This window comes from Marinobacter sp. MA, from assembly GCF_048298425.1.
Taxonomy (GTDB): domain Bacteria; phylum Pseudomonadota; class Gammaproteobacteria; order Pseudomonadales; family Oleiphilaceae; genus Marinobacter; species Marinobacter salsuginis.
This window is the reverse complement of record NZ_CP103058.1, coordinates 2,932,543-2,955,830: the sequence shown is the minus strand read 5'-3', so window position 1 is coordinate 2,955,830 and position 23,288 is coordinate 2,932,543. Positions and strand designations below refer to the sequence as shown.

Below are 23,288 nucleotides of genomic sequence, written 5' to 3'. Positions count from 1 at the left end.
GTCTATTTTACTCACCTTCGCCGAAATAATCGTTGATCAGTTCGGCCAGGGCCTCTATGGCCTGCTCTTCATCCGGACCATCGGCAATAAGCTCCACATCGGTCCCTTTGCTGGCGGCCAGCATCATCACCTGCATGATGTTTTTTGCGTCTACATCCCGGCCCTTGCCACTAATCCGCACACTGCTGTCGAATCTGGATGCCGTGTTAACGAGTTTGGCCGTGGCGCGCGCGTGCAAACCCAGCTTGTTGATGATGGTAATCGGGCGGCGAATCATGGTTCGATCAGATCTCTTCCCGGGTCTGAAGGTGTGGCAGTTCGGTATGGCGTACCTGCACATTGCTGTAGCGCTGCCGGAAGTAGTCGCCCAACTGCTCGCAAACATACACTGAACGGTGCTGGCCGCCGGTACAGCCAATGGAAATCGTCATATAGCTGCGGTTGCTGTCTGCGAAGGAGGGCAGCCAGGTATCCAGGAAGGCCTTCAGGTCGTCGATCATCTTCCGGCTCGCCGGTTCCTTTTCCAGAAATTCGATAACCGGCTGATCCGTGCCCACGTACTTCCGCAGACTGGTATCCCAGTAAGGGTTGGGCAAACAGCGGACATCGAAAACATAGTCGGAATCCAGCGGTACTCCGTGCTTGAAGCCAAACGACTGGAACAGCAGTGCCAGCTCCTGATCCTTCCGGCCAACAACTCTCTGCTTCACCATATCCCGAAGTTCGTACATCGACATACCGGTGGTGTTCACATACAGGTCGGAAAGCTTGGAAAGTGGTTCAAGCAGCTTCTTCTCGCTGGTAATGGCTTCCCTGAGGGAGGTCTTGTCGTCACTCAGCGGGTGTTTTCTGCGGGTGGCGTGGAAACGCTGGAGAAGTGACTGCTCGTCGGCATCAAGGAAGATAATTTCAACGGTAACCCCGGTCTCCTGGAGGCGCCGGTAAATTTCCTCGAAATTGGCGAGCTCGCCGGAAAGGTTGCGCGCATCAATGCTGACCGCCATCTTGCCGAGCCGGCCGGGCTTGGTCTGGCTCGCGGCTTCCCGGGTGAGAGGAAAAAGCAAGCCAATGGGAAGATTGTCGATGCAGTAGAACCCGAGGTCCTCCAGCACATGAAGCGCGGTACTTTTACCCGAACCGGACCTGCCACTGACGATAATCAGCTTCATGACCAAATCACCTCCACTGCAATGAAAATCAGCCGCCTGAGGCGGTCATGCGCTGGTACAGCGTGCCGGCGTCCTCACATTGCCGGAGGCGATCACAGAACGACCGCTCATTGAACTTCTCTGCCAGTTGGCTGAGCAGCTCCAGGTGTTCGCTGGTTGCCTCTTTCGGGACGATCAGGGCAAAAATCAGATCCACCGGCTGATTGTCGATGGCATCGAATTCAACGCTTTCTTCGAGCGTCATCAGCACGCCCACCACGTGATCAAGGCCCTCCAGGCGACAGTGGGGAATGGCGATCCCCTGGCCAATGCCGGTACTGCCCAGACGCTCACGGGAAATGAGGTTGTTGAAGAGCTGGGTCTCGCTGAGCGTATTGTCCTGGTGGTTTATTTGCTCGGCAATAAACTCCAGGGCCCGTTTCTTGCTGGACGCAGGTACCCTGCAGAGGGTGAGCTCCGGAACAAGAATAGTGTCTATGGTCAGGGATGTGTCGCTCATGGATCGACTGCGTTTCCGTTAAAAAAAAGGCTGCGACACGTTGTTCATGTCGCAGCTCGATTAGATGACTTGCATGAAAACAGCCAGTTAGCGAGAGCCGTTTCCGTGCATCCGGTCTACATTCTTTTCCTTGTGCTTGAGGATCTGGCGGTCCAGTTTATCGATCAGGGCATCGATGGCTGCGTACATGTCCTCGTTTTCTGCCTTTGCGTGAATCTCACCACCAACCACGTGCAACGTGGCTTCCGCAATCTGGCGCACCTTTTCCACTTCCAGGGTCACCTGGCAGTTACTGATGTGGTCGAAGTGACGCTCGAGCTTTTCGAACTTCTCTGAAACGTAATCTTTCAGTGCGGGAGTCAGTTCTACGTGATGGCCTGAAATATTGAGTTGCATAGGCGTCTCCTGTTGTCATCGTGCCGGCTCCCGGGAGCCGGTCTGGGTGCTGGCGCATTGTGCGCCGGCGAATACGGTGTTGCGCCCCGCACCGGGGTATTCAGACCAGCCGCTTGCGCTCGTTGGACGGCGGAATGTGCATGGCCTCCCGGTACTTTGCAACGGTGCGTCGCGCAACCTTGATTCCCTGTTCTCCTAGCATGGCTGCAATTTTACTGTCGCTCAACGGCTTTTTGGGCGTTTCCGCGGCAATCAGCTTCTTGATCATCGCCCGGATGGCCGTGGAGGAGCATTCGCCGCCCTCGTCAGTGCTGACGTGGCTGGAGAAGAAATATTTCAACTCGAAAATGCCCCTTGGGGTATGCATGTATTTCTGGGTGGTTACCCGTGAAATCGTCGATTCATGCATTTCTACCGCCTGGGCGATGTCTGAAAGAATCAGCGGCTTCATGGCTTCCTCGCCGTGATCCAGGAATCCCTGCTGGTGTTCGACAATACGGGTCGCCACTTTCAACAGGGTCTCATTGCGGCTTTGCAGGCTCTTGATAAACCACTTGGCCTCCTGCAACTGATCACGCAGGAAGGTGTTGTCGGCACTGCTGTCCGCACGCCTTATAAGTGAAGCATAGCTGGCATTCACCCGAATGCGCGGGGCAATTTCCGGATTCAGCTCAACACGCCAGCGGCCATTGTGCTTGCGAACGATAACGTCCGGAATGACATAGTCGGGTTCGGCGCGATCAATCACGTCGCCCGGCCGCGGGTTAAGGCCGGTGATCAGAGCCAGAACCTCTCGCAACTGGTCTTCTTTCAGACGGCTGCGCCGCAGCAACTGGGCGTAGTCACGGTTGCCCAGCAGATTGATGTAGTGGGTAATCACCAGTCGCGCCTGGGCCAGCCAGGGCGTCTCGGGTGGTAGCTGGTTGAGCTGGATCAGCAGGCATTCCTGCAGATCCCGGGCAAACACCCCTGGCGGATCAAAGTGCTGGAGGCGGTGCAAGACGGCTTCCACTTCATCCAGTTCCAGAGGGTCTTCCTCGTTCTCATCCAGCAGTCCGGCGTGGATTTCTTCCAGAGGGCTGGTGAGATAGCCGCGCTCATCCACAGCGTCCATCAGGGCATGGGCAATGGCCTGGTCCCGTTCACTCAGCGGGGTCAGATTGAGCTGCCATTCCAGGTGATCCTGAAGTGTTTCGGTGGGCGAGTTGCGGGTCTCGAAATCGTGATCGTTCTCGTCGTCGTTGCGGGCGGCCGGCGCGGGCGCGGACTGGTAGATGTCGTCCCAGGCGGTGTCTACCGGCAGGTCGTCCGGAATGTTGTCCGGAATGTCGTTTTCGGAGGACCAATCCGGGCCATTCTCTGATTCGTCCCAGTCGCTCGAAGGTTCCGGCGCTGACTCGGCCGCGGATTCTTTCTCGCTAGTCTCGCGCTCGTCGTTCTCGGCGGTTGCGTCAGCCTGATCATCGTCCTCGGATGTCTCCAGCATGGGGTTGGATTCCAGTGCCTGCTGGATTTCCTGTTGGAGGTCGAGGGTGGAGAGCTGGAGAAGCCGGATCGCCTGTTGCAGCTGGGGCGTCATGGTCAGGCTCTGACCCAGCTTTAACTGTAAGGAGGCTTTCATAACCATGGTTCAGGATCCGTCACTCATCAGCGCTTTGTGTCATAAGTCGTGAAAAATTCTATATATGCCGGTTACTTGCCGTCGTTTTATTTTACCCTAGCAAGTTCTTTGCCGAGTTTACTTGCTACAGGTCATCAAAACAATGAGCCTTTCGGTGTCACAGCCTGAATTCATCGCCCAGGTAGACTTCCTTGACTTGCTGGTTGGCCAAAATCGCATCGGCATTGCCGGAGGCGATGATGTGGCCTCCGGAGACAATGTAGGCGTTCTCGCAGATGTCCAGGGTCTCTCGCACGTTGTGATCGGTAATCAGAACGCCAATACCCTTGTCACGCAGATGCCGGATGATGTGCTTGATGTCGCTTACGGATATCGGGTCGACACCGGCGAAGGGTTCATCCAGAAGTATGAAGGCCGGTTCCATGGCCAGCGCCCGGGCAATTTCCACCCGTCGCCGTTCCCCTCCCGACAGGGCCATGCCAACGCTGTCCCGGATATGGGTTATGTGGAATTCTTCCAACAACTCCTCGAGCTTTTTCTCTCGATCCGCTTTGCCCAGCCCCCGACGGGTTTCGAGGATCGCCATGATGTTGTCGCGTACCGACAACTTGCGGAACACCGAGGCTTCCTGGGGCAGGTAACCGATGCCTTGCTGGGCGCGTCCGTGCATCGGCAGTGGCGTAATATCCCGGCTGTCGATGGTGATGCGGCCACGATCGGCAGGGACCAGACCGACGATCATGTAGAAGCAGGTGGTTTTCCCGGCGCCGTTGGGGCCAAGCAGTCCCACTATCTCCCCACTGCGAATTTCCAGGGAAACGTCGATCACCACTTTTTTCTGCTTGTAACTCTTTGCCAGGTTACTGGCTCTCAGAACTGCCATCGGTTTCCTGTCTGTCAGTGCGTCTGTCGGCGCTGCGTGGCTGAATCACCATCTCTACCCGGCCGCTGCCTTCGCCCGTGTCTGCGCCGCCTTCAGCGGTCACTACCCGGCCGGCGGTATCATAATGAATGACGTCGCCGCGGAACAGGTTGCCATTCTGCTCGATGACTGCTTCGCGTTCAAAGGTCAGCCGACTGTCGGTGGCTGACCAGGTAATGTTCAGGGCGCGTGCGTCGGTTTCTCCTTCGCCCTCTCGTGCCGGCTGCCGGTATCTGGCCGGGGTGCCGGAGGCCTCGATCCGGCTCAGCCCGACCTCGGAGCGATATAAGACTACCCGATCCGCGTTCAGCCGGGTGTTGCCCTGCTCAAGTTCTACATCCCCGGTGTAGGTGGCAATGCCCTGACCATCGTCGAGGCGTGCATTGTCTGCGGTAACCTTGATGGGGGTGTCGGAATCAAGGTCGAAAGCGGCCGCCGGGCCGATCATCGCGGCTGTCAGCAGGGCAACCAGCAGGCGCCGGTATCGGTTAGTTTCCGGTTTCATAGCGTCCTTCCACCTGGGAGTTCAGTTCCAGAATCCGCTCGTCTATCCACGCTTTCATGCCCGTGGCCCGGGTAATACCGGAAACGTCGCGTATTTCTACGGGTGCATCTGTATATACCATGCCCCGGTCGTTATCCAGGGTCAGGGTTGATGTTGTCAGGGTGGCGTCCCGTTTTCCAATCGTGCGCTGAATCCGGACATTGTCCGTCAGGTACACCAGATTCTGGTTCTGTAGCAGGCTGCCATTCTCGGCTTCAACAATCCAGGGTAGGGCGCCGTCGCCGCCATAGAGTTCGGCACGGGGAGAGTCCATGGTGGCAAGGTTGCCTTCCTCGAACTGTTCGATGCGAGGGCTGGAGAACCGGATCTTCAGGTTCCCTGATTCGTCGAAGGAAGTGTACCGACCATTTACCACGAAGCCGTCTGGCTCGGCATCGCCCCTCAGCGCCGCTGCCTCATCATCGATGACCGGCGGCTCATCGCTTTGCCAGAGCAAAAAGACGGCTGCCACCACGGTGCCAGCCAGCGCCAGGGTTCGCAGCCAGGGCCGGTCCGGGAGCCAGTTCACGCCTCGGGCTCCAGATAGGGTGCCAGTGTAGAATCAAGCTTGCCGTGGGCGGTAAGCAGCAGATCGCAGGCTTCCCGCACCGCACCTTCTCCGCCTCGAGCGTGGGTGCAGTAGTCCGCATGTTGCTGCACCAGCCAGTAACCGTTGGGTACGGTGATGCCGAGCCCGGCGAATCTTAGCGCCGGCAGATCTGGCAAATCGTCGCCCATATAGGCGATGGCTTCCGGACCAATGTCCATGGTGCTGACAAGCTCCTGCAGGGCCACTTTCTTATCTTCGCGCCCCTGCATAAGGTGAGGTATGCCAAGATCGCGCATCCGTTTCTCAGTCAGCGGCGACTGCCGGCCGGTAATAACAGCGACGGTAATGCCGGCTGCCATAAGCTGTTTCAACCCCAGGCCGTCGAGGATGTTGAATGCCTTCAGTTCATCGTCGTTGGCGCTGAAGTAAAGCTTGCCATCGCTCATAATGCCGTCGACATCGAGGGCAATCAGTCGGATTCTGGCAGCTTTTGTAAGCAAGGAGTTCGGCCATTGGTGCGTCATATCACATAGCTCCCCATAGCCCTTAGATTACGCCGGCCCGCAGCAGGTCATGCATGTTGATGGCGCCAACCAGAGCACCTGCGTCGTCCGTCACCGGCAGGGCGTTGATCTTCATTTCCTCCATGATATTGAGCGCTTCCGCCGCAAGATGATCGGCCTGGATGGTTTTGCCATTCCGGGTCATCACCTCGTTGATGGGGGTATTATGAATATCCACCGACCGATCCAGGGTCCGGCGCAGGTCGCCGTCGGTAAAAATTCCGGTGAGGGTGCCCTCCTGATTGACGACGGTGGTCATGCCAAGCCCCTTGCGGGAGATTTCAAGGAGTGCGCCACTGAGAAGTGTGCTCTCGTTGACGACCGGAATCTGGTCACCTGTGTGCATGATATCGGATACGCGGAGCAGAAGCCGGCGCCCCAAGCTGCCGCCGGGGTGCGAGAAGGCAAAATCCTCGGCACTGAAGCCGCGAGCTTCGAGCAGGGCAACTGCAAGAGCGTCGCCCATGACCAGGGTGGCCGTTGTCGAGGAGGTGGGGGCAAGGCCCAGGGGGCAGGCTTCCACCATCACGCTGACGTCCAGGTTGGCGACGGCTTCCCGGGCCAGGATGGAGCTGGCATTGCCTGTCATGCTGATCAGGGGGGCACCCATGCGTTTGATCAGCGGCAGAATGGTGACCACCTCGCTGGTGCTGCCACTGTTGGAGATCGCAATCACCACATCCTGAGGGGTGATCATGCCCATGTCGCCGTGGCTTGCCTCGCCGGGGTGCACGAAAAAAGAGGGCGTGCCGGTACTGGCCAAGGTGGCCGCAATCTTGTTGCCGATGTGGCCGGATTTTCCCATGCCGGTCACCACCACACGGCCCTTGCAGTTCATAATGACGTCGCAGGCCCGGGTGAACTGGTCGTCGATCCGGTTCTCAAGGGCATCAATGGCGTCGCGCTCGATGCGGATGGCGCGTATGGCAGAGGATCGGAAATCGTTGGGTGTCGGTTCGGTCATCGGGCTTTGGGCCTGGCTGTCGGGACATTGAAAATGTTGGGCAGAGTATACCATTTTCACCCGGCAACGATGCCCGCTTACCGAAAGTTCAGTCAAACTGATCATTGCTATCAGTACATTTTGGGCTGTTTGGATTGAGCTTGAACGCTCCTTGGCATAATGTAGCCCCTCTTTGAAAGGTAAGGACTATGAATTCGCCGGCTTACATATCGCTCAAGGATGTCGTGTTCTCCCGCTCCGGGCGCCGTATCTTCGACGGTGTCAGCCTGGACATTCCGCGCGGAAAGATTACCGCGATCATGGGGCCCAGCGGAACCGGTAAAACCACACTGTTGCGCCTCATTGGTGGTCAGCTCAAGCCGGATTCCGGCAGTATTGTGGTGGATGGTCATGAGGTCCCGAAGCTCAAGCGTAAGGCCCTCTACAGCCTCCGCGAAAAGATGGGCATGCTGTTTCAGAGCGGGGCACTGTTCACGGATCTGAGCGTGTTCGAGAACGTCGCCTTCCCGCTCCGGGTTCATACAAAACTTCCGGAAGACATGATTCGCGACATCGTCCTGATGAAGCTGGAAGCCGTTGGGTTGCGTGGTGCCCGCCAGTTGATGCCCTCGGAATTGTCCGGAGGCATGACCCGCCGCGTGGCTCTGGCCCGAAGCATTGCCCTGGATCCGGAGTTGATCATGTACGACGAGCCATTTGCGGGCCAGGACCCGATTGCCATGGGCGTTCTGGTCAAGCTGATCCGCGATCTGAACGGTTCCATGGGGCTGACCAGCGTACTGGTCTCCCACGACGTGCCCGAGTCCCTGAGCATCTGCCATTACGCCTGCATCATCTCGGACGGCAAGGTGATCGGTGAAGGTACGCCGGAAGAGTTGCGGGCGCATCCTTCAGGGCAGGTGCAGCAGTTCCTCCAGGGGCAGCCGGACGGCCCCGTGCCGTTCCATTACCCGGCGGATGGCGCCGCTCAGGACTTCGGATTGTCCGGGGGTGTCTCTTGATCGACAGAATAGCGGCCTTCGGTCGTCTCGGTCTTGATATTGTCTCCTCATTCGGCCGATCCGGTCGTTTCCTGGCGGGCGTTCTGGGCGGGGTGCCCAGGCCGGCCACCGGTTTCCCGCTCCTGCTCAAACAGCTTTACGCTGTTGGTGTGCTGTCCCTGGCCATCATTGTGGTGTCCGGACTGTTTATCGGCATGGTGCTGGGGCTGCAGGGGTACACGATCCTGAGCGATTATGGGTCTGAGGCAGCCATCGGTCAGATGATTGCATTGACTCTGGTGCGTGAACTCGGGCCTGTTGTGACTGCGCTGTTGTTTGCGGGCCGGGCGGGTTCGGCGCTGACAGCTGAGATCGGTCTGATGAAAGCCACTGAGCAACTGTCCAGCATGGAAATGATGGGCGTGGACCCGCTGCGGCGCGTCATTGCGCCCCGGCTCTGGGCCGGGTTTATCGCCATGCCGGTGCTTGCCGTGATTTTCTCGGTGGTCGGCATCTGGGGCGGGATGCTGGTGGGTGTAGACTGGCTAGGCGTGTTTGAAGGCTCCTTCTGGGGCAACATGCAGTCGTCGGTGGATTTTGTTGATGACGTCCTGAACGGCGTCATTAAAAGCGTTGTTTTCGGCTTTGTCTGCGCCTGGATCGCGGTTTATCAGGGTTATGACTGCGTGCCGACCTCGGCAGGTATCAGTTCGGCGACCACCAAAACCGTGGTGTACTCCTCGCTGGCCGTGCTGGGGCTGGATTTTGTGCTGACCGCTGTGATGTTTGGCGATTTCTGAATCATCGATTAACGAGAGAATACCGGAGCCGGAAATGGCACAGAGAACCACTGAAATCATCGTTGGGCTGTTCATGATCGCAGGCTGCGCGGCGCTGCTTTTCCTCGCATTGCAGGTGAGCGGACTGTCGCCGAAGTCGGCCGACAGCACTTACACGATCTACGCCAATTTCAACGATACCGGCGGGCTTACTCCACGAGGGCGAGTCTCCATGGCAGGGGTGACCGTGGGCACCATTGAATCCATTAGCCTGAACAAAGAGACATTTCAGGCGCGGGTGGAAATGTCGATTCACTCGGACGTCGACAATATCCCCTCCGACAGTTCCGCAGTTATACGTACATCCGGCCTGCTTGGTGAACAGTACATTGATATATCTATAGGTGCCGAGATGGACTCGCTGAAGGAAGGCGATACCTTCTATTCGACGCAGTCGGCCATGAACCTGGAGCGATTGATCAGCAACTTTGCATCGGGCCGCTGACTCGGGCCGGAAAGATTTAACAGGAGATCCTGATGTTTGCACTGAAACACCACATTCTACTTGGCCTTCTGATGGCTCTGGTTCTCGTTATGCCGGCTCACGCTGGTGACGCGGAGGATCTCCGGAACTATGTGGATGAAAACACCCAGCGGCTCGTGGAAAAGCTCAATGAAGAGCGGGGGTTGTACGAGCGAGATCCGGAAGCGTTCTACGAGAGTATGGACAAGGCGTTGACAGATTTTGTGGACTTCCGCCGTATTGCTGCGCGAGTGATGGGGCGCTACGCCCGGCAGACCACGCCCGAGCAGAGGGACGAATTTGTGGTCAAGTTCAAGCGCAGCCTGTTTGACAGCTACGCGCAGGCGCTGGTCAATGCCGAAGATTTCGAGATCCAGGTTAAAGAAGCGACCATTAACCCGCAGAGCGACGACCGCGCCTCTGTTCAGATGGAGGTTATCAGTGCGTCCGGAAACCGTTACCCGGTGACCTATTCGATGTACAGGAACTCCGAAGGCAAGTGGTTAATGGAAAACGTAATCGTTGAAGGCGTGAACATCGGTCTGGCCTTCAGGGATCGGTTCAGCCAGGAAATGGAGGAAAACCGCGGCCAGATTCAGGTGGTGATTGACGGCTGGAGCGATGCCGTTGAATCGCTGAACCTGGAGCGGGAAGTGGACAACTCATGACGGCAGGTGTGCCTCGGGTTCAGCTTTCCGATGAAGCGCTGATTGTGTCTGGAGAGGTTACTCCGGACACGGTGGTAAGCCTGCGGAACGAAGGCGAGAAACTGATCCGCTCGGTATCCGGGGATCTGGTTATCGACCTCGATGGACTGGTCACCGCCCACAGTGTGGTGCTCTCTATGCTGCTCTGCTGGCAGCGCCTGGCGCATCAAGCCGGTATTAGCCTGTCATTCCGGGGTGTCAGTAGTCGACTGGCCTCTCTGGCGGCCCTGAGCAACCTGGATGACCAGCTTACGGGTTTTCGCCCGGAAACGTCCCAGGCACCCCACTGAATTTTCCGGTCTCGGGCCCTCTGTTTACAAGACGGTAAAGCTGACCCGAGCGCCGGAATTGGTTACAATCTCGCCCCTGATTTCAAAACACCCGAGGATTTTCTATGGATGCCACCCAAGTCACCGAGCTGGTCAAGGAAGCATTGCCCGGCTGCGAAGTTCAGGTACAGGTTGATGGTACCCATTATCTGGTCGTTGTGGTGGGTGATGTCTTCGAAGGCCTGCCGACTATCAAGCGCCAGCAGCTGATCAACAAGGCGCTGTTCCAGCAGATCATGGATGGTTCGATTCACGCACTTCATCCGAAAGCCTTTACTCCGGCCGAATGGGCCGAGCGCCAGGGCTGAGCGGCCCGGACAAAACAGGATAATTATTGTGGATAAACTTCTGATCAGGGGCCGAAAGCCTCTTGATGGTGAGATCCGGATTTCCGGTGCAAAGAACGCCGCACTGCCCATACTGGCAGCAACCCTGCTGGCGGACGAGCCGGTGACCGTCGGCAACCTGCCGCACCTGCACGACGTGACCACCATGATCGAGCTTCTCGGTCGTATGGGCGTTGAAGTGATCATTGATGAGAAAATGAGCGTGGAAATTCACGCCAACACCATCAAACACTTCCATGCGCCGTACGAGCTGGTGAAAACCATGCGCGCCTCCATCCTGGTGCTGGGCCCCCTTGTTGCCCACTTCGGCGAGGCAGAAGTATCCCTGCCCGGCGGCTGTGCCATCGGTAGCCGTCCGGTAAACCTGCACATCCACGGCCTTGAAATGATGGGCGCAGAGATCAAGGTCGAGAATGGCTACATCAAGGCCAAGACCAACGGTCGTCTGAAGGGCGCCCATATTTTCCTGGATACCGTCACGGTAACCGGCACCGAGAACCTGATGATGGCCGCGGCCCTGGCAGACGGAAAAACCATCCTGGAAAACGCGGCCCGCGAGCCGGAGGTTGTCGACCTTGCCGAGTGTCTGATTGCCATGGGCGCAGACATCAAAGGTCACGGTACTGCCACCATTGAAATCAACGGTGTCGAGCGTTTGCACGGTTGTCATTACAACGTTCTGCCAGACCGGGTTGAAACCGGTACCTACCTGGTGGCTGCCGCCGCAACCGGCGGTCGTGTGAAGTTGAAGGATACCCGGGAAGACCTGCTGGAAGCAGTGGTGCTCAAGCTGGAAGAGGCCGGCGCCCACATCAACACTGGTCCGGACTGGATCGAGCTGGACATGAAAGGCAATCGCCCGAAAGCGGTGAGCCTGCGTACAGCGCCTTATCCGGCCTTTCCCACGGACATGCAGGCTCAGTTTGCTGCAATGAACGCGGTGGCCGAAGGTACCGGCACCATTGTGGAAACCGTATTCGAAAACCGGTTCATGCACCTGCAGGAGCTGATCCGGATGGGCGCGGACATCACGCTGGAAGGCAACGCGGCCATCATCAAGGGCGTGGATCACCTTACCGGCGCGCCGGTCATGGCGACGGATCTGAGGGCCTCGGCCAGCCTGGTTATCGCTGGGCTGATGGCTGACGGCGATACCATTGTTGACCGCATTTACCACATCGACCGCGGTTACGAGTGTATCGAAGAGAAACTGCAATTGCTGGGCGCCACCATTCGCCGTTTGCCAGCGTAAAAGCTATCCATCCAGACAATACGGGAAACCGGAAGAATCCATGACAGATTCCATCACCATCGCCTTGTCGAAGGGACGAATCCTGGAAGAAACCCTGCCTCTTCTCGCAGAGGCAGGCATCGAGCTGATCGACGACGTCAAAAAGTCCCGCAAACTGGTGTTCCCGACAACGGACCCGAATGTCCGGGTGTTGATCATCCGCGCCACGGATGTGCCGACCTATGTTCAGTACGGCGGTGCGGATCTTGGCGTGACTGGCAAGGACGTGCTGATGGAGCACGGTGGGGAAGGGCTGTATGAGCCTCTGGATCTGAATATTTCCCGTTGCCGCCTGATGACCGCCGGTCCGAAAAATCAGACTCCGCCATCCGGTCGTATCAAGGTGGCCACGAAATTCGTCAATCTGGCCCGCCGATATTATTCGGCCCAGGGTCGCCAGGCAGACATCATCAAGCTGTATGGCGCCATGGAGCTGGCTCCGATTCTTGGTCTGGCCGACGAGATCGTCGATATTGTGGATACCGGCAACACGCTGAAGGCGAATGGCCTCGAAGCCCGTGAGCTGATTGAGCATATCAGCAGCCGTCTGGTGGTTAATCGCGCGTCCATGAAGATGAAACACGAGCGTATTAACCCCATAATCGAGAAGATGTCCGCAGCCGTGGATAAACGCCGGGCTTAGTGCCAGAGCCGGGCAGAGTCAGTTAGTCGTTAATCCCAGACAGGATTTGAGTTATGACCGCCAAGATCACCCGATTGAACGCTTCCCAAAGTGACTTTAACGATGCGTTGGCCAAACTGCTGGCCTGGGACGACAGCGTTGATCATCAGGTGAACGAGTCGGTGCGTCATATCTTGCATGAGGTGAAAACCCGTGGCGACCAGGCGGTTCTGGAATTTACCGAAAAGTTCGATCGCCTGAAGATTGGGTCCGTTGCCGAGCTGGAAATGAGTCAGGACCGTTTGCAGCAGGCACTCGAAGCGATTCCGCAGGATCAGCGCGGGGCACTGGAAAAAGCCGCTGAGCGCATCCGTGATTATCACGAGCGCCAGAACCAGAAGTCCTGGCAGTATGAAGACGAGGACGGAACCGTGCTCGGCCAGAAGGTAACGCCGCTGGATCGGGCGGGCCTGTACGTGCCCGGTGGCAAAGCCGCCTATCCGTCCTCGGTGCTGATGAATGCTATTCCTGCCAAGGTTGCTGGCGTCAGTGAAGTGGTGATGGTTGTTCCGACACCGGATGGCGTGGTGAATGACATGGTCCTGGCTTCCGCAGCGATTGCCGGTGTTGACCGCGTGTTTACCGTTGGTGGCGCCCAGGCCGTCGGCGCGCTGGCCTATGGCACGGAAACGATCCCGGCAGTGGATAAAATCGTCGGCCCCGGCAACATTTTCGTCGCCACCGCCAAGCGCGAAGTTTTTGGCGTCGTCGGCATCGACATGATTGCCGGCCCCTCGGAAATCCTTGTGATCAGCGACGGCAAAACCGATCCCGACTGGATTGCCATGGACTTGTTCTCCCAGGCAGAACACGACGAACAGGCTCAGTCCATCCTGATCAGCCCGGATGCGGAATTTCTGGATGCCGTCGAAGCCAGCATCAACAAACTGCTGCCAACCATGGACCGTGCTGACATCATTCGCACCTCCATGACGGACCGCGCCGCGCTGATCCAGGTCGCCGACCTGAAACAAGCCGCCGAAGTGTCCAACCGGATCGCCCCGGAGCACCTGGAGCTGTCGGTTGAAGACCCCGAAGCCATGCTGGAAGACATCCGTCACGCCGGCGCTATCTTCATGGGCCGTTACACCGCAGAAGCCCTGGGCGACTACTGCGCCGGGCCGAACCACGTGCTGCCTACCAGCGGCACAGCTCGGTTCTCCTCGCCCCTGGGTGTCTACGACTTCCAGAAACGGTCCTCCATTATCGGCTTCAGCGCTGCCGGTGCAGATCGTATGGGGCGTGTGGCCTCGGTTCTGGCCCGTGGCGAGGGCTTAACCGCTCACGCCCGGTCGGCGGAATACCGTATTAAGGATTAAAAGACTTCACCCCCTATGTATGCAGGGCGGCGGGCAGGTCACTCTCCGAGAATGTCGGCGGCCATGGATGGCCGACGCCAAGCGCACATGGATGTGCTCGTAGCGGTTCTCGGAGAGTGACCTGCCCGTTGCCCGTCTGCACCAAATGGAGTGCATAATCGATGAGCAAATTCTGGAGCCCCCTGGTAAACGACCTGGTTCCATATGTCCCAGGCGAGCAGCCAAAAATGGCCAACCTGGTGAAGCTGAACACCAACGAAAACCCTTTCGGCCCCTCACCAAAAGTCATCGAAGCCATCCAGGCCGAACTGAACGACAGCCTGCGCCTCTATCCGGATCCGGAAGGCGAAAGCCTGCGTCAGACCATTGCGGCGTACCATAAGGTAAAGCCGGAGCAGATCTTCCTGGGTAATGGCTCGGACGAAGTCCTGGCACACATCTTCTTTGGCCTGTTCCAGCACGGCGAACCGATCCTGTTCCCGGACATTACCTACAGCTTCTATCCGGTGTACTGCGGCCTCTATAACATCGAGAGTAAAAAGATCCCACTGACCGAAAATTTTGAAATCAACCCGGATGATTTCAAGCAACCCAATGGCGGTGTGATCTTCCCGAATCCCAATGCGCCAACCGGAATGTATCTTGGGTTGCAGCATGTGGAAGAAATCCTGGCTGCCAACCCGGATCGCGTTGTCGTTGTGGATGAGGCCTACATTGATTTCGGTGGCGAGACCGCCATCACTCTTGTCGACAAGTATCCGAACCTGCTGGTTTCCCAGACCCTTTCCAAGGCACGGTCTCTTGCCGGCCTGCGGGTAGGTTTCGCCGTTGGCCACCCGGACCTCATCGAGGCATTGAACCGGGTCAAGAACAGCTTCAACAGCTACCCCCTGGACCGCCTGGCCCTGGCTGGTGCAAAAGCGGCCTACGAGGATGAAGCCTGGTTCCGGAAGTGCTGTGATGGCGTGATCTCCGAGCGCGAGCGCGTAACGGCTGCCCTCGAAGATCTTGGATTCGAGGTGTTACCCTCCAAGGCAAACTTCATCTTTGCCCGTCACAAAGAGCAGCCTGGTGAGGTTTTGGCCAAAGGCCTGAGGGAGCAGGGTATTATCGTCCGGCACTTCAATAAGCCTCGAATCAGCGAATTCCTGCGCATTACCATTGGCACTGTTGAGCAGAACGATGCCTTGATCGGGGGGCTCCGGTCCCTCTAGCCTGCTTAGTTGGCGGGTAGAGCGAGGCCGATGCCCCTTCCCGGGAACCGCTACGAGCACATCCATGTGCGCTTGACCCCGGCCATCCATGGCCGGCGACATTCCCGGAAAGGGGCATCTGCCTCCCTCGTCGAACCTTCCGGAAATAGTCCTGAATGGAGTTTTTATGGCCAGTCGAAATGAGATTCTGAATAAAATCAACGAATGGCTCCAGCCCGATGATTTCCAGGATTACTGTCCCAATGGCTTACAGGTTGAAGGCAAGTCCGAAATTAAAACCGTCATCTCCGGGGTAACAGCCTCAAAAGCCCTAATCGAAGCCGCCATTGAAGCAAACGCCGATATGATCCTTGTCCACCACGGTTACTTCTGGAAAGGCGAAGATCAGCGTATTCAGGGGATGAAACGAGAACGTCTAAAGCAGCTTCTCGACAACGACATCAATCTTGTCGCCTACCACCTTCCGCTGGATGACCACCCCGAATACGGCAATAACCGTCAGCTGGCGGATATCCTCAACATCAAGAACCCGCGCCCGCTCGGCGGTTTGGTCTGGGAGGGGGAACTGGAAGAAGCGATGTCTCCCGAGAAATTCGGTCTTCACATCGCAAGGCAGCTCCACCGCGAGCCGCTCTGGGTTGGCGAGGGTCCGGCAACTATCAAGCGGGTAGGGTGGTGCACCGGTGCTGCACAGGGATTTATCAACGTGGCCCTGGATGCGGGGCTCGATGCCTATATCAGCGGTGAAATCTCCGAGCCGACGACACACACGGCCAGAGAGTGCGGCATTCATTATTATGCTGCCGGACACCACGCGACCGAACGCTACGGCGTTCAGGCTCTCGGAAAAGCGCTAGTGGAGGAGTTTGGGGTAACCCACAAATTCATTGATTGTGACAACCCGGTCTGATCGCGAATAGGTGGTCAGACGAAGGCTTGAAGCGAATTGCACAGAGTTGATGGAGTGGGGTAGTCATCCCTTTCCGAGAATGTCGGCGGCCAAGGATGGCCGACGTCAAGCGCACATGGATGTGCTCGTAGCGGTTCTCGGAAAGGGATGACTACCCCGCTCCCTCCCCGAGCTCGACAGTCCTATCGAGGCTGAATTCTCCCAAGCTTTCGCCAGAACAGAGGAGAACTCAGGCCTGCTGAGCCTTATCACCCTTCTTGAGCCCGAAGTCCTCGGCAAGCGTCCCGGAATCCTTCGGATCCGTCTTCGGCGCATAATCCCGTGGTGGCTCGGAAGCGTCCTCGCGAACCTCCTCCAGGCGCTTCTTGGAAGTCTCATGAGCCAACTCTTCCATCCAGTCCTCGTCATTGCAAAGACGATTGGCGCCCCGGGCCATGTGCTGGTTTACATCGCGATAGGCATCGTTGAAACGGCGCAGCAAATGGGCCGACTCCATGAAATGTTCATTCACCTGGGCCTGGTAGCGGGTATATTCGCTTCTCAGTTCCTCAATCTGCTGTTCCGCCCGGCGCTGCCGAAGCGTCGTTCCCTGCCCGGAACGGCCAACAAATACCCCGATGACAATGCCAACAACCAATGCGGCAATCGCTGCCAGAATCAGGTTTGTCATATGCTGTGTCGTCCTTTTACCTAGAAGTGAGCCAAGCCCCTGTCAGTCGAGTATAACGCCCCAGGCTCCATCATCCCATGATTGCGGCCTGCGCCTATCGTCGTATTGCCGCAAAGGTGGCCAACGTGGCGAAAAATCGCTAAATGCGAGACAATACGGCGCCCAAATTTACGTTCAACTTCCGGGAATACCTGATGACAGCTGCGATGTCCTCCGAAACCAGTGCGAACATGACCCCTTGGCAACGCTACCAGCAGGATCTTGAACGCCCCGATTTCCAGAAGGACTCGGCCCAGGAAGATGCCGTCAAGCGCCTTCAATCACTGTACGACAAACTGGTGGAAGCCGAAAGGGATCGCAGCAAGCCCAAGGCCAAACTTTTGCGCAAGCTCAAAAAAGGCAAGGAAGAGCCGGTCAAGGGGCTGTATTTCTGGGGCGGGGTAGGCCGCGGCAAAACCTACCTGATGGATACTTTCTACGAGTCGCTGCCCTTCGATCGCAAGATGCGGGTTCATTTCCACCGCTTCATGCAGCGGGTACACAATGAACTTAAATCTCTGAAAGGCGAAAAGAACCCGCTGGAGCTGGTCTCCAAAAAATTCGCCGATGAAACCCGGGTTATCTGCTTCGATGAGTTTTTTGTGTCAGACATTGGTGACGCCATGATCTTGGCCACCCTGATGGACGGGCTGTTCAGCCGCGGAGTTACCCTGGTTTGCACCTCCAATATCGTGCCAGACGGCCTTTACAAAGACGGGCTTCAGCGCGCGAGATTCCTGCCCGCGATCGATCTGGTCAAGAAATACACCGATGTGGTCAACGTGGATGGCGGAGTTGATTACCGACTGAGGACTCTCGAGCAGGCGGAGCTGTTCCACTCCCCCCTTGACGAGGAAGCGGACGTCAGCCTTCGGAAGAGCTTCGATGCCCTGGCGGTCGAAGCCGGTAAACACAGCAAAACCATGGAAATCAACGGCCGAAAAATCCCGGCCCAGGCCCACGCGGACGACGTGGTCTGGTTTGATTTCAAAGATGTGTGCGACGGCCCCCGAAGCCAGAATGATTACATCGAAATGGCGCGGCAGTTCCACGCCATCATCGTCAGCAATGTGCCCATCCTGGGAAAAGAAAAGGATGATCAGGCTCGCCGCTTTATCAACATGATTGACGAGTTCTACGACCGCAACGTCAAAGTCATCATCTCTGCCGCTGCACCGATCACCGAACTCTATGCTGGCGGCCGCCTTGGCTTTGAATTCGAGCGAACCGAATCCCGCCTGCTGGAAATGCAGTCCCGGGAATACCTCGAAGCGCCGCATAAACCTTAAAAAGAAAACAGCCCTGAGTAGGTCGGATTAGCGAAGCGTAGTCCGACAAAAACCTACCATACAATCAACAGAGAGATTCAGAAATGAGCACAGACAACGTCGTCATCGTCAGCGGTGTCCGCACCCCCATGGGCGGATTCCAGGGTAGCCTGGCCAGCGTCAGCGCAACCGACCTGGGTGCCATCACCATCGCCGAGGCCGTCAAGCGCGCTGGCCTTCAGCCTACGGATGTGCAGGAAGTTATCATGGGCAACGTCCTGCCCGCCGGCCTCAAGCAGGGCCCGGCACGCCAGGCCATGCGCAAGGCCGGTCTTCCGGACCACACCGGCGCCACCACCATCAACAAACTCTGCGGTTCCGGCATGAAGGCCGCTATGTTCGCCCACGACCTGATCAAAGCCGGCAGCAACGACATCATGGTTGCCGGTGGCATGGAGAGCATGTCCAACGCCCCTTACGTTTTGCAGGGCGTCCGCAGTGGTTACCGCATGGGGCCCGGACAGGCACCCCAGGATCACATGTTCCTGGATGGCCTGGAAGACGCTGAAACCGGTCGCCTGATGGGGGCGTTCGCCCAGGAAATGGCAGATAAGAAAGGCTACACCCGTGAAGAAATGGACGAGTACGCCATCACCTCCCTCACGCGGGCGAAGAAAGCCATCGAAGACGGGCTGCTTAAAGCCGAGATCATCCCGGTTACCGTCAAGAGTCGCAAAGGCGAGGTCGTTGTCGAGGATGATGAGCAGCCTCACAACGCCAATATCGAAAAAATCCCGAGCCTGCGTCCGGCCTTCGCGAAAGACGGCACCGTAACAGCCGCCAACGCCTCATCAATTTCCGACGGCGCCTCGGCGCTGCTCCTGATGCGTGAATCCGAAGCCGAAAAGCGAGGCCTCAAGCCACTGGCCCGCATCGTTGGCCACAGCACCCAATCCCAGCACCCGTCCGAGCTCACCTGCGCCCCGGTTGGCGCCATCGAAACTCTGTTCGGCAAAACCGGCTGGAGCAAAGACGACGTCGACCTCTTCGAAATCAACGAAGCCTTCGCCATGGTCGCAATGATGCCCATCCGCGAACTCGGCCTGGACCCCGAGAAAGTCAACATCCACGGCGGCGCCTGCGCTCAGGGGCACCCCGTCGGTTCCACCGGCTCCCGCCTGCTGGTAACCCTCATGTACGCCCTTCAACGCTATGGCAAAAAGAAAGGCGTTGCGGCCCTGTGCATCGGTGGTGGTGAAGCAACCGCTATGGCTATCGAGATGCTGTGACTTCTTATAGCCCTCTGCTTTTGATTTCCGGCAAGGGGCATTGGCCTTTCTGAAACACGCCGTAAATACGTCCATGTAGGCTTGACGGCAGCATCCCTGCTGCCGACAGTTTCAGAAAGGCCAATGCCCCTTCCCGCCAGCCCCACCCCGGCGGCAGTGCTTTCACCCGACTTGAAGACTTCAAGAAAGCCAGAAAAACCACCAAAACCAAAGTGGTTGCATCCAAATTTGTTGTCTATAGTGATTCTGTGCGAAGAAACCCGGCGGCAAACGGCGTTAACAGAGGGATGAGAGCAAAATCATACTTTTGACTGATCAAAGCGCCTGATGGCGTTAGCTATAGTGCCAACATCACGAGCACTGTGCATGAAGCCTCCAATACATCGTGAACACCAATAATCAGAGCAGCGACTCAGAACAACAATGGAGTAGCCTTCCAATGACAAGAAAAACACATCAATGGCAGCGTTGGACCAAATTACCGCTGGCCGTGGCCGTTGCAGCCGGTATGTCTGGCAACGCAGCAGCTTTATCGTTTTACATGGGAGATGTGGAAGCCCAGTTCAACACCACGCTTTCTGCGGGTGCAGGTTGGCGAGTTGAGGATCGGGACAAGCGTCTGATCGCCCAGGGTAACCTTGGCCCTGAGTACACGCCGGGCGGAGCACTGGAAAACATTGGTGCGTCCACAAACAACTACGATGACGGTAACCTCAACTTCGAGAGCGGAGATACCTACTCCAAGATCGTCAAGGGTAACAGCGAACTCTACCTGAATTATTACGTCGACAATCCTTACCTCACCCGAGTGGGCGGCCTTTTGCGTGGCCGTTACTGGTACGATTTTGAACTGAAGGATGAGAGTAGGGCGGTAGACTACGTTGGCCAACAGCGTGAGCTGAACCCGGAAGCCAAGGACAATGCCTCTGGCGGTGAAATTCTCGATGCCTATGTCTTCTCTGATTGGTATTTTGGCAACGTTCCTGTGAGCCTGCGCTACGGCAAACAGGTAGTGAGCTGGGGCGAAAGCACCTTTATCCAGGGTGGTATTAACGTCATCAACCCTGTTGACGTCCCCGCGTTCCGCGCACCTGGTTCCGAGCTGAAAGACGCTCTGTTGCCCGTTGAAATGTTCTACATGTCTGCAGGTGTTACCGAGAATGTGACGGTAGAAACCTTTGTTCAGGCAGATTGGGAACCCATTCGTCCCGACGATTGCGGCACCTTCTTCTCTACCAACGATTTCGCGCCTGATGGCTGTGGCCCGGTACTTCTCGCTGGCCAGTTGCCGGACTCCCAGGCGCTTGCCCAGGGTCTGGTATCCGATCGTGTAGGCGATCGCGAGGCTGATTCCAAAGACCAGTTTGGTGTTGCTCTGCGCTGGTATGTGCCGCAGTTGAACGATTCGGAACTGGGCTTCTACTACATCAAGTACAACAGCCGTCTGCCGTACGTCAGCGGTATCGTGCGGGATCCGGCCAATGGTCAGAACCTGCCCCTGTACTTCATTGAGTACCCGGAAAATATCAACCTGTACGGCGTGAGCATCAACACCACTACCCCGGGTGGCTGGTCGTTGGGTGCAGAATACTCCTACCGTGACAAGATGCCGCTGCAGTGGAACGCCTTCGAGCTTCTGTACGGTGGCAACGAGGTTATCAACCCCGAAACTGGCGAACCAGCAAGTCAGTTGCAGGTTATCCGCGAAGCAGAAGCCGGTGGTGCGTCTCTCAACGGTGAAGCCGTAAGAGGTTGGGATGAGTATGGTGTGTCCCAGGCGCAGTTTACGCTGATCAAGTTCTTCGACCAGGTGATGGGCGCAAGCCGTCTCTCTCTCATTACCGAGTTTGGTGCAACTTACGTTCATGACCTTCCGGACTACGATACTGCCCGTTACGGCAGGTCCGGCACCTTCGGTATTGGCCAGTTGCCTGGCGGCGCCTGTGATGGCAGTGGCGCAACCGGAGCGGCTTTGAACATCAATACCAACTACTGTAACAACGAAGGCTTCACAACTGACTTCTCGTGGGGTTACCGTACGCGTCTGGTCTGGAGCTACCCGAACGCATTGGCTGGTGTAAACCTGTCGCCGCAGCTGGCCTGGAGCCATGATGTGCAGGGTTACAGCCCGCAGCCGGGTGGTGCTTTCAATGAGGGCAGCAAAGCGATTGGCCTTTCTCTGGAAGCGGTATATCAGAACTCGATTACCGGTGAGATCGGTTACACAAACTTTTTCGGCGGCAAGCCGTATAACGAGTTGACTGACCGCGATTTCGTGAGTGCTAGCGTTTCATACTCATTCTGAACCCGGAAAGAATTCGTTGAACGAGGGAATTTAAATGAAACTGAACAAGAAACTACTGGCCACAGGCGTACTGGCAGCAAGCATGTTTGCTGGCCAGGCCTGGGGTGCGGTTTCTGCTGAAGAAGCGGCCAAGCTGGGTAACTCGCTGACACCGATGGGTGCAGAAAAATCCGGTAATGGCGGTGCGATTCCCGCCTGGACTGGAGGCCTTACAACTCCACCGGCCGGTTACAAGAATGACGGAATCTATGTGAATCCGTTCCCGAATGAGCAGCCGAAGTTCACCATCGATCAGAGCAATGTCGAGCAGTACAAGGACAACCTGTCCCCGGGTCAGGTCGCGATGATTGAGCGTTACGACGACTACTTCATGCCGGTGTACGAAACCCATCGTACCGCTGCTTACCCGCAGGAGGTAATGGAGCAGACTGTCGAGAACGCGACAGAGGTGGAGCTCATTAAAGACGGTAATGGTCTGGGCAACTATCAGTCCGCCACACCGTTCCCGATTCCCCAGAACGGTCTGGAAGCGATCTGGAACCATATTACCCGCTACCGGGGTGGTTCTGTTCAGCGTAACGTTGGCCAGGTAACCCCGACAGAAGGTGGTGACTTCTCGGTGGTCAAATTCCAGGACGAGCTGACCTGGCGGACCTACCTGGCAGACTACGAGCCAGGCATGGATCCGAACGTACTGTTCTACTTCAAGCAGGCCATCACCGCGCCGGCGCGTCTGGCGGGTAACGTTCTGCTGGTACACGAAACCATTGACCAGGTTGCAGAGCCTCGCCGTGCCTGGGTATACAACGCCGGTCAGCGCCGTGTTCGTCGTGCACCCCAGGTAGCCTATGACGGACCGGGTACCGCAGCTGACGGTATGCGTACGTCTGACAACTTCGACATGTTCAACGGTGCTCCGGATCGTTACAACTGGGAGTTGATCGGCAAAAAGGAAATGTACATTCCGTACAACTCCTACAAGCTGGTTGATCCGAGTCTGACGTATGACCAGATCATCAAGGCTGGCCACATCAATCAGGAATACACCCGCTACGAGCTGCACCGCGTGTGGCACGTGAGGGCAACCCTGAAGGATGGCGCCCGTCACATTTACGCCCAGCGTGACTTCTACATTGACGAAGACTCCTGGCAGGCATCCGTTATTGATCATTACGACGGTCGTGGCGAGCTCTGGCGCGTTGCCGAAGCCCACAACATGCAGTTCTATGATCAGAACGTGCCCTGGTACGCCATCGAGACTCTGTACGACCTGCTCTCTGGCCGCTACCTTGCACTGGGCCTGACCAACGAAGAAGAGAATCCGTACGAGTTTGGCGTTGAGCGTCGCTCCAGGGATTACACGCCGGCCGCACTGCGCCGCGCAGGTACCCGGTAACGGATCATCTGA

The 23,288-nt window shown here is 57.1% G+C and carries 26 protein-coding genes; 15 read left to right on the top strand and 11 right to left on the bottom strand.

Annotated features, from left to right (window positions below; genetic code table 11):
* Positions 1–7: 7 nt before the first annotated feature.
* The 10 genes from NUW46_RS13670 to NUW46_RS13625 all read right to left on the bottom strand — a co-directional run bounded on the left by NUW46_RS13670 (position 8) and on the right by NUW46_RS13625 (position 7,228).
* Positions 8–277 (bottom strand): HPr family phosphocarrier protein, encoded by a 270-nt coding sequence (locus tag NUW46_RS13670; protein ID WP_069183070.1) that lies wholly within the window; start codon positions 275–277, stop codon positions 8–10.
* Between the two features lie 7 nt (positions 278–284).
* The gene (gene rapZ / locus NUW46_RS13665; protein ID WP_069183071.1) at positions 285–1,169 is read right to left on the bottom strand and encodes an RNase adapter RapZ; all 885 of its coding nucleotides are present in this window, start codon (positions 1,167–1,169) and stop codon (positions 285–287) included.
* A 28-nt stretch (positions 1,170–1,197) separates the two neighbouring features.
* The gene (ptsN, locus tag NUW46_RS13660; protein ID WP_069183072.1) at positions 1,198–1,668 is read right to left on the bottom strand and encodes a PTS IIA-like nitrogen regulatory protein PtsN; all 471 of its coding nucleotides are present in this window, start codon (positions 1,666–1,668) and stop codon (positions 1,198–1,200) included.
* An 87-nt stretch (positions 1,669–1,755) separates the two neighbouring features.
* Positions 1,756–2,064: a ribosome hibernation promoting factor gene (hpf, locus tag NUW46_RS13655; RefSeq protein ID WP_008170154.1), complete on the bottom strand. Its 309-nt coding sequence runs from the start codon at positions 2,062–2,064 to the stop codon at positions 1,756–1,758.
* A 100-nt stretch (positions 2,065–2,164) separates the two neighbouring features.
* Complete coding sequence (locus tag NUW46_RS13650; RefSeq protein ID WP_418140371.1) at positions 2,165–3,685, bottom strand: RNA polymerase factor sigma-54; 1,521 nt, start codon at positions 3,683–3,685, stop codon at positions 2,165–2,167.
* Positions 3,686–3,842: 157 nt separating this feature from the next.
* Complete coding sequence (gene lptB / locus NUW46_RS13645; RefSeq protein ID WP_069183073.1) at positions 3,843–4,568, bottom strand: LPS export ABC transporter ATP-binding protein; 726 nt, start codon at positions 4,566–4,568, stop codon at positions 3,843–3,845.
* A complete protein-coding gene (lptA, locus tag NUW46_RS13640) occupies positions 4,546–5,112 on the bottom strand; it encodes a lipopolysaccharide transport periplasmic protein LptA (RefSeq protein WP_418140370.1) in 567 nt (188 codons plus the stop codon). The genes lptB and lptA overlap by 23 nt, the downstream gene beginning before the upstream one ends.
* On the bottom strand, positions 5,096–5,680 hold the full coding sequence (gene lptC, locus NUW46_RS13635) for an LPS export ABC transporter periplasmic protein LptC (protein ID WP_418140369.1): 585 nt from the start codon (positions 5,678–5,680) through the stop codon (positions 5,096–5,098). Before lptC ends, lptA begins: the two co-directional genes overlap by 17 nt.
* Positions 5,677–6,225, bottom strand: coding sequence for a KdsC family phosphatase (locus NUW46_RS13630; protein ID WP_418140368.1), 549 nt, complete (start codon positions 6,223–6,225; stop codon positions 5,677–5,679). Before NUW46_RS13630 ends, lptC begins: the two co-directional genes overlap by 4 nt.
* Before the next feature lie 22 nt (positions 6,226–6,247).
* Positions 6,248–7,228, bottom strand: a complete 981-nt coding sequence (locus NUW46_RS13625; protein WP_305966740.1) for a KpsF/GutQ family sugar-phosphate isomerase — start codon at positions 7,226–7,228, stop codon at positions 6,248–6,250.
* Between the two features lie 188 nt (positions 7,229–7,416).
* Between NUW46_RS13625 and NUW46_RS13620 the strand changes: the two genes are divergently transcribed.
* From NUW46_RS13620 to NUW46_RS13570, 11 genes are all read left to right on the top strand, one after another.
* Positions 7,417–8,229 carry an ABC transporter ATP-binding protein gene (locus NUW46_RS13620; RefSeq protein ID WP_418140367.1) on the top strand — a complete coding sequence of 271 codons (813 nt, stop codon included), beginning with the start codon at positions 7,417–7,419 and terminating at the stop codon, positions 8,227–8,229.
* The gene (mlaE, locus tag NUW46_RS13615; protein ID WP_305966742.1) at positions 8,226–9,008 is read left to right on the top strand and encodes a lipid asymmetry maintenance ABC transporter permease subunit MlaE; all 783 of its coding nucleotides are present in this window, start codon (positions 8,226–8,228) and stop codon (positions 9,006–9,008) included. Before NUW46_RS13620 ends, mlaE begins: the two co-directional genes overlap by 4 nt.
* Before the next feature lie 34 nt (positions 9,009–9,042).
* Positions 9,043–9,492 (top strand): outer membrane lipid asymmetry maintenance protein MlaD, encoded by a 450-nt coding sequence (mlaD, locus tag NUW46_RS13610; RefSeq protein ID WP_069183080.1) that lies wholly within the window; start codon positions 9,043–9,045, stop codon positions 9,490–9,492.
* 32 nt (positions 9,493–9,524) lie between these two features.
* Positions 9,525–10,178 (top strand): MlaC/ttg2D family ABC transporter substrate-binding protein, encoded by a 654-nt coding sequence (locus NUW46_RS13605; RefSeq protein WP_418140366.1) that lies wholly within the window; start codon positions 9,525–9,527, stop codon positions 10,176–10,178.
* Entirely contained in the window at positions 10,175–10,507 is a 333-nt protein-coding gene (locus NUW46_RS13600; RefSeq protein WP_305966743.1) for an STAS domain-containing protein, read from the top strand. The genes NUW46_RS13605 and NUW46_RS13600 overlap by 4 nt, the downstream gene beginning before the upstream one ends.
* Before the next feature lie 104 nt (positions 10,508–10,611).
* Positions 10,612–10,854 carry a BolA family protein gene (locus tag NUW46_RS13595; protein WP_064228698.1) on the top strand — a complete coding sequence of 81 codons (243 nt, stop codon included), beginning with the start codon at positions 10,612–10,614 and terminating at the stop codon, positions 10,852–10,854.
* Positions 10,855–10,882: 28 nt separating this feature from the next.
* Positions 10,883–12,145: a UDP-N-acetylglucosamine 1-carboxyvinyltransferase gene (murA, locus tag NUW46_RS13590; protein ID WP_069183083.1), complete on the top strand. Its 1,263-nt coding sequence runs from the start codon at positions 10,883–10,885 to the stop codon at positions 12,143–12,145.
* 40 nt (positions 12,146–12,185) lie between these two features.
* Positions 12,186–12,827 (top strand): ATP phosphoribosyltransferase, encoded by a 642-nt coding sequence (hisG, locus tag NUW46_RS13585; protein WP_069183084.1) that lies wholly within the window; start codon positions 12,186–12,188, stop codon positions 12,825–12,827.
* A 53-nt stretch (positions 12,828–12,880) separates the two neighbouring features.
* Positions 12,881–14,185: a histidinol dehydrogenase gene (gene hisD / locus NUW46_RS13580; protein ID WP_418140365.1), complete on the top strand. Its 1,305-nt coding sequence runs from the start codon at positions 12,881–12,883 to the stop codon at positions 14,183–14,185.
* Positions 14,186–14,346: 161 nt separating this feature from the next.
* Positions 14,347–15,399, top strand: coding sequence for a histidinol-phosphate transaminase (gene hisC, locus NUW46_RS13575; RefSeq protein WP_418140364.1), 1,053 nt, complete (start codon positions 14,347–14,349; stop codon positions 15,397–15,399).
* A gap of 166 nt (positions 15,400–15,565) precedes the next feature.
* Complete coding sequence (locus NUW46_RS13570) at positions 15,566–16,309, top strand: Nif3-like dinuclear metal center hexameric protein (RefSeq protein WP_418140363.1); 744 nt, start codon at positions 15,566–15,568, stop codon at positions 16,307–16,309.
* A gap of 229 nt (positions 16,310–16,538) precedes the next feature.
* Here NUW46_RS13570 and NUW46_RS13565 read toward each other — a convergent pair whose 3' ends face one another.
* Complete coding sequence (locus NUW46_RS13565; RefSeq protein WP_069183088.1) at positions 16,539–16,979, bottom strand: YhcB family protein; 441 nt, start codon at positions 16,977–16,979, stop codon at positions 16,539–16,541.
* Positions 16,980–17,209: 230 nt separating this feature from the next.
* On the opposite strand from NUW46_RS13565, the gene zapE reads away from it, so the two are divergent.
* From zapE to NUW46_RS13545, 4 genes are all read left to right on the top strand, one after another.
* Positions 17,210–18,307, top strand: a complete 1,098-nt coding sequence (gene zapE, locus NUW46_RS13560) for a cell division protein ZapE (protein WP_418142042.1) — start codon at positions 17,210–17,212, stop codon at positions 18,305–18,307.
* 83 nt (positions 18,308–18,390) lie between these two features.
* On the top strand, positions 18,391–19,575 hold the full coding sequence (locus NUW46_RS13555; protein WP_418140362.1) for a thiolase family protein: 1,185 nt from the start codon (positions 18,391–18,393) through the stop codon (positions 19,573–19,575).
* 439 nt (positions 19,576–20,014) lie between these two features.
* Positions 20,015–21,880 (top strand): DUF1302 domain-containing protein, encoded by a 1,866-nt coding sequence (locus NUW46_RS13550; RefSeq protein WP_222464945.1) that lies wholly within the window; start codon positions 20,015–20,017, stop codon positions 21,878–21,880.
* A 34-nt stretch (positions 21,881–21,914) separates the two neighbouring features.
* Positions 21,915–23,276, top strand: a complete 1,362-nt coding sequence (locus NUW46_RS13545; RefSeq protein WP_153633696.1) for a DUF1329 domain-containing protein — start codon at positions 21,915–21,917, stop codon at positions 23,274–23,276.
* The last annotated feature ends 12 nt before the right edge of the window (positions 23,277–23,288 follow it).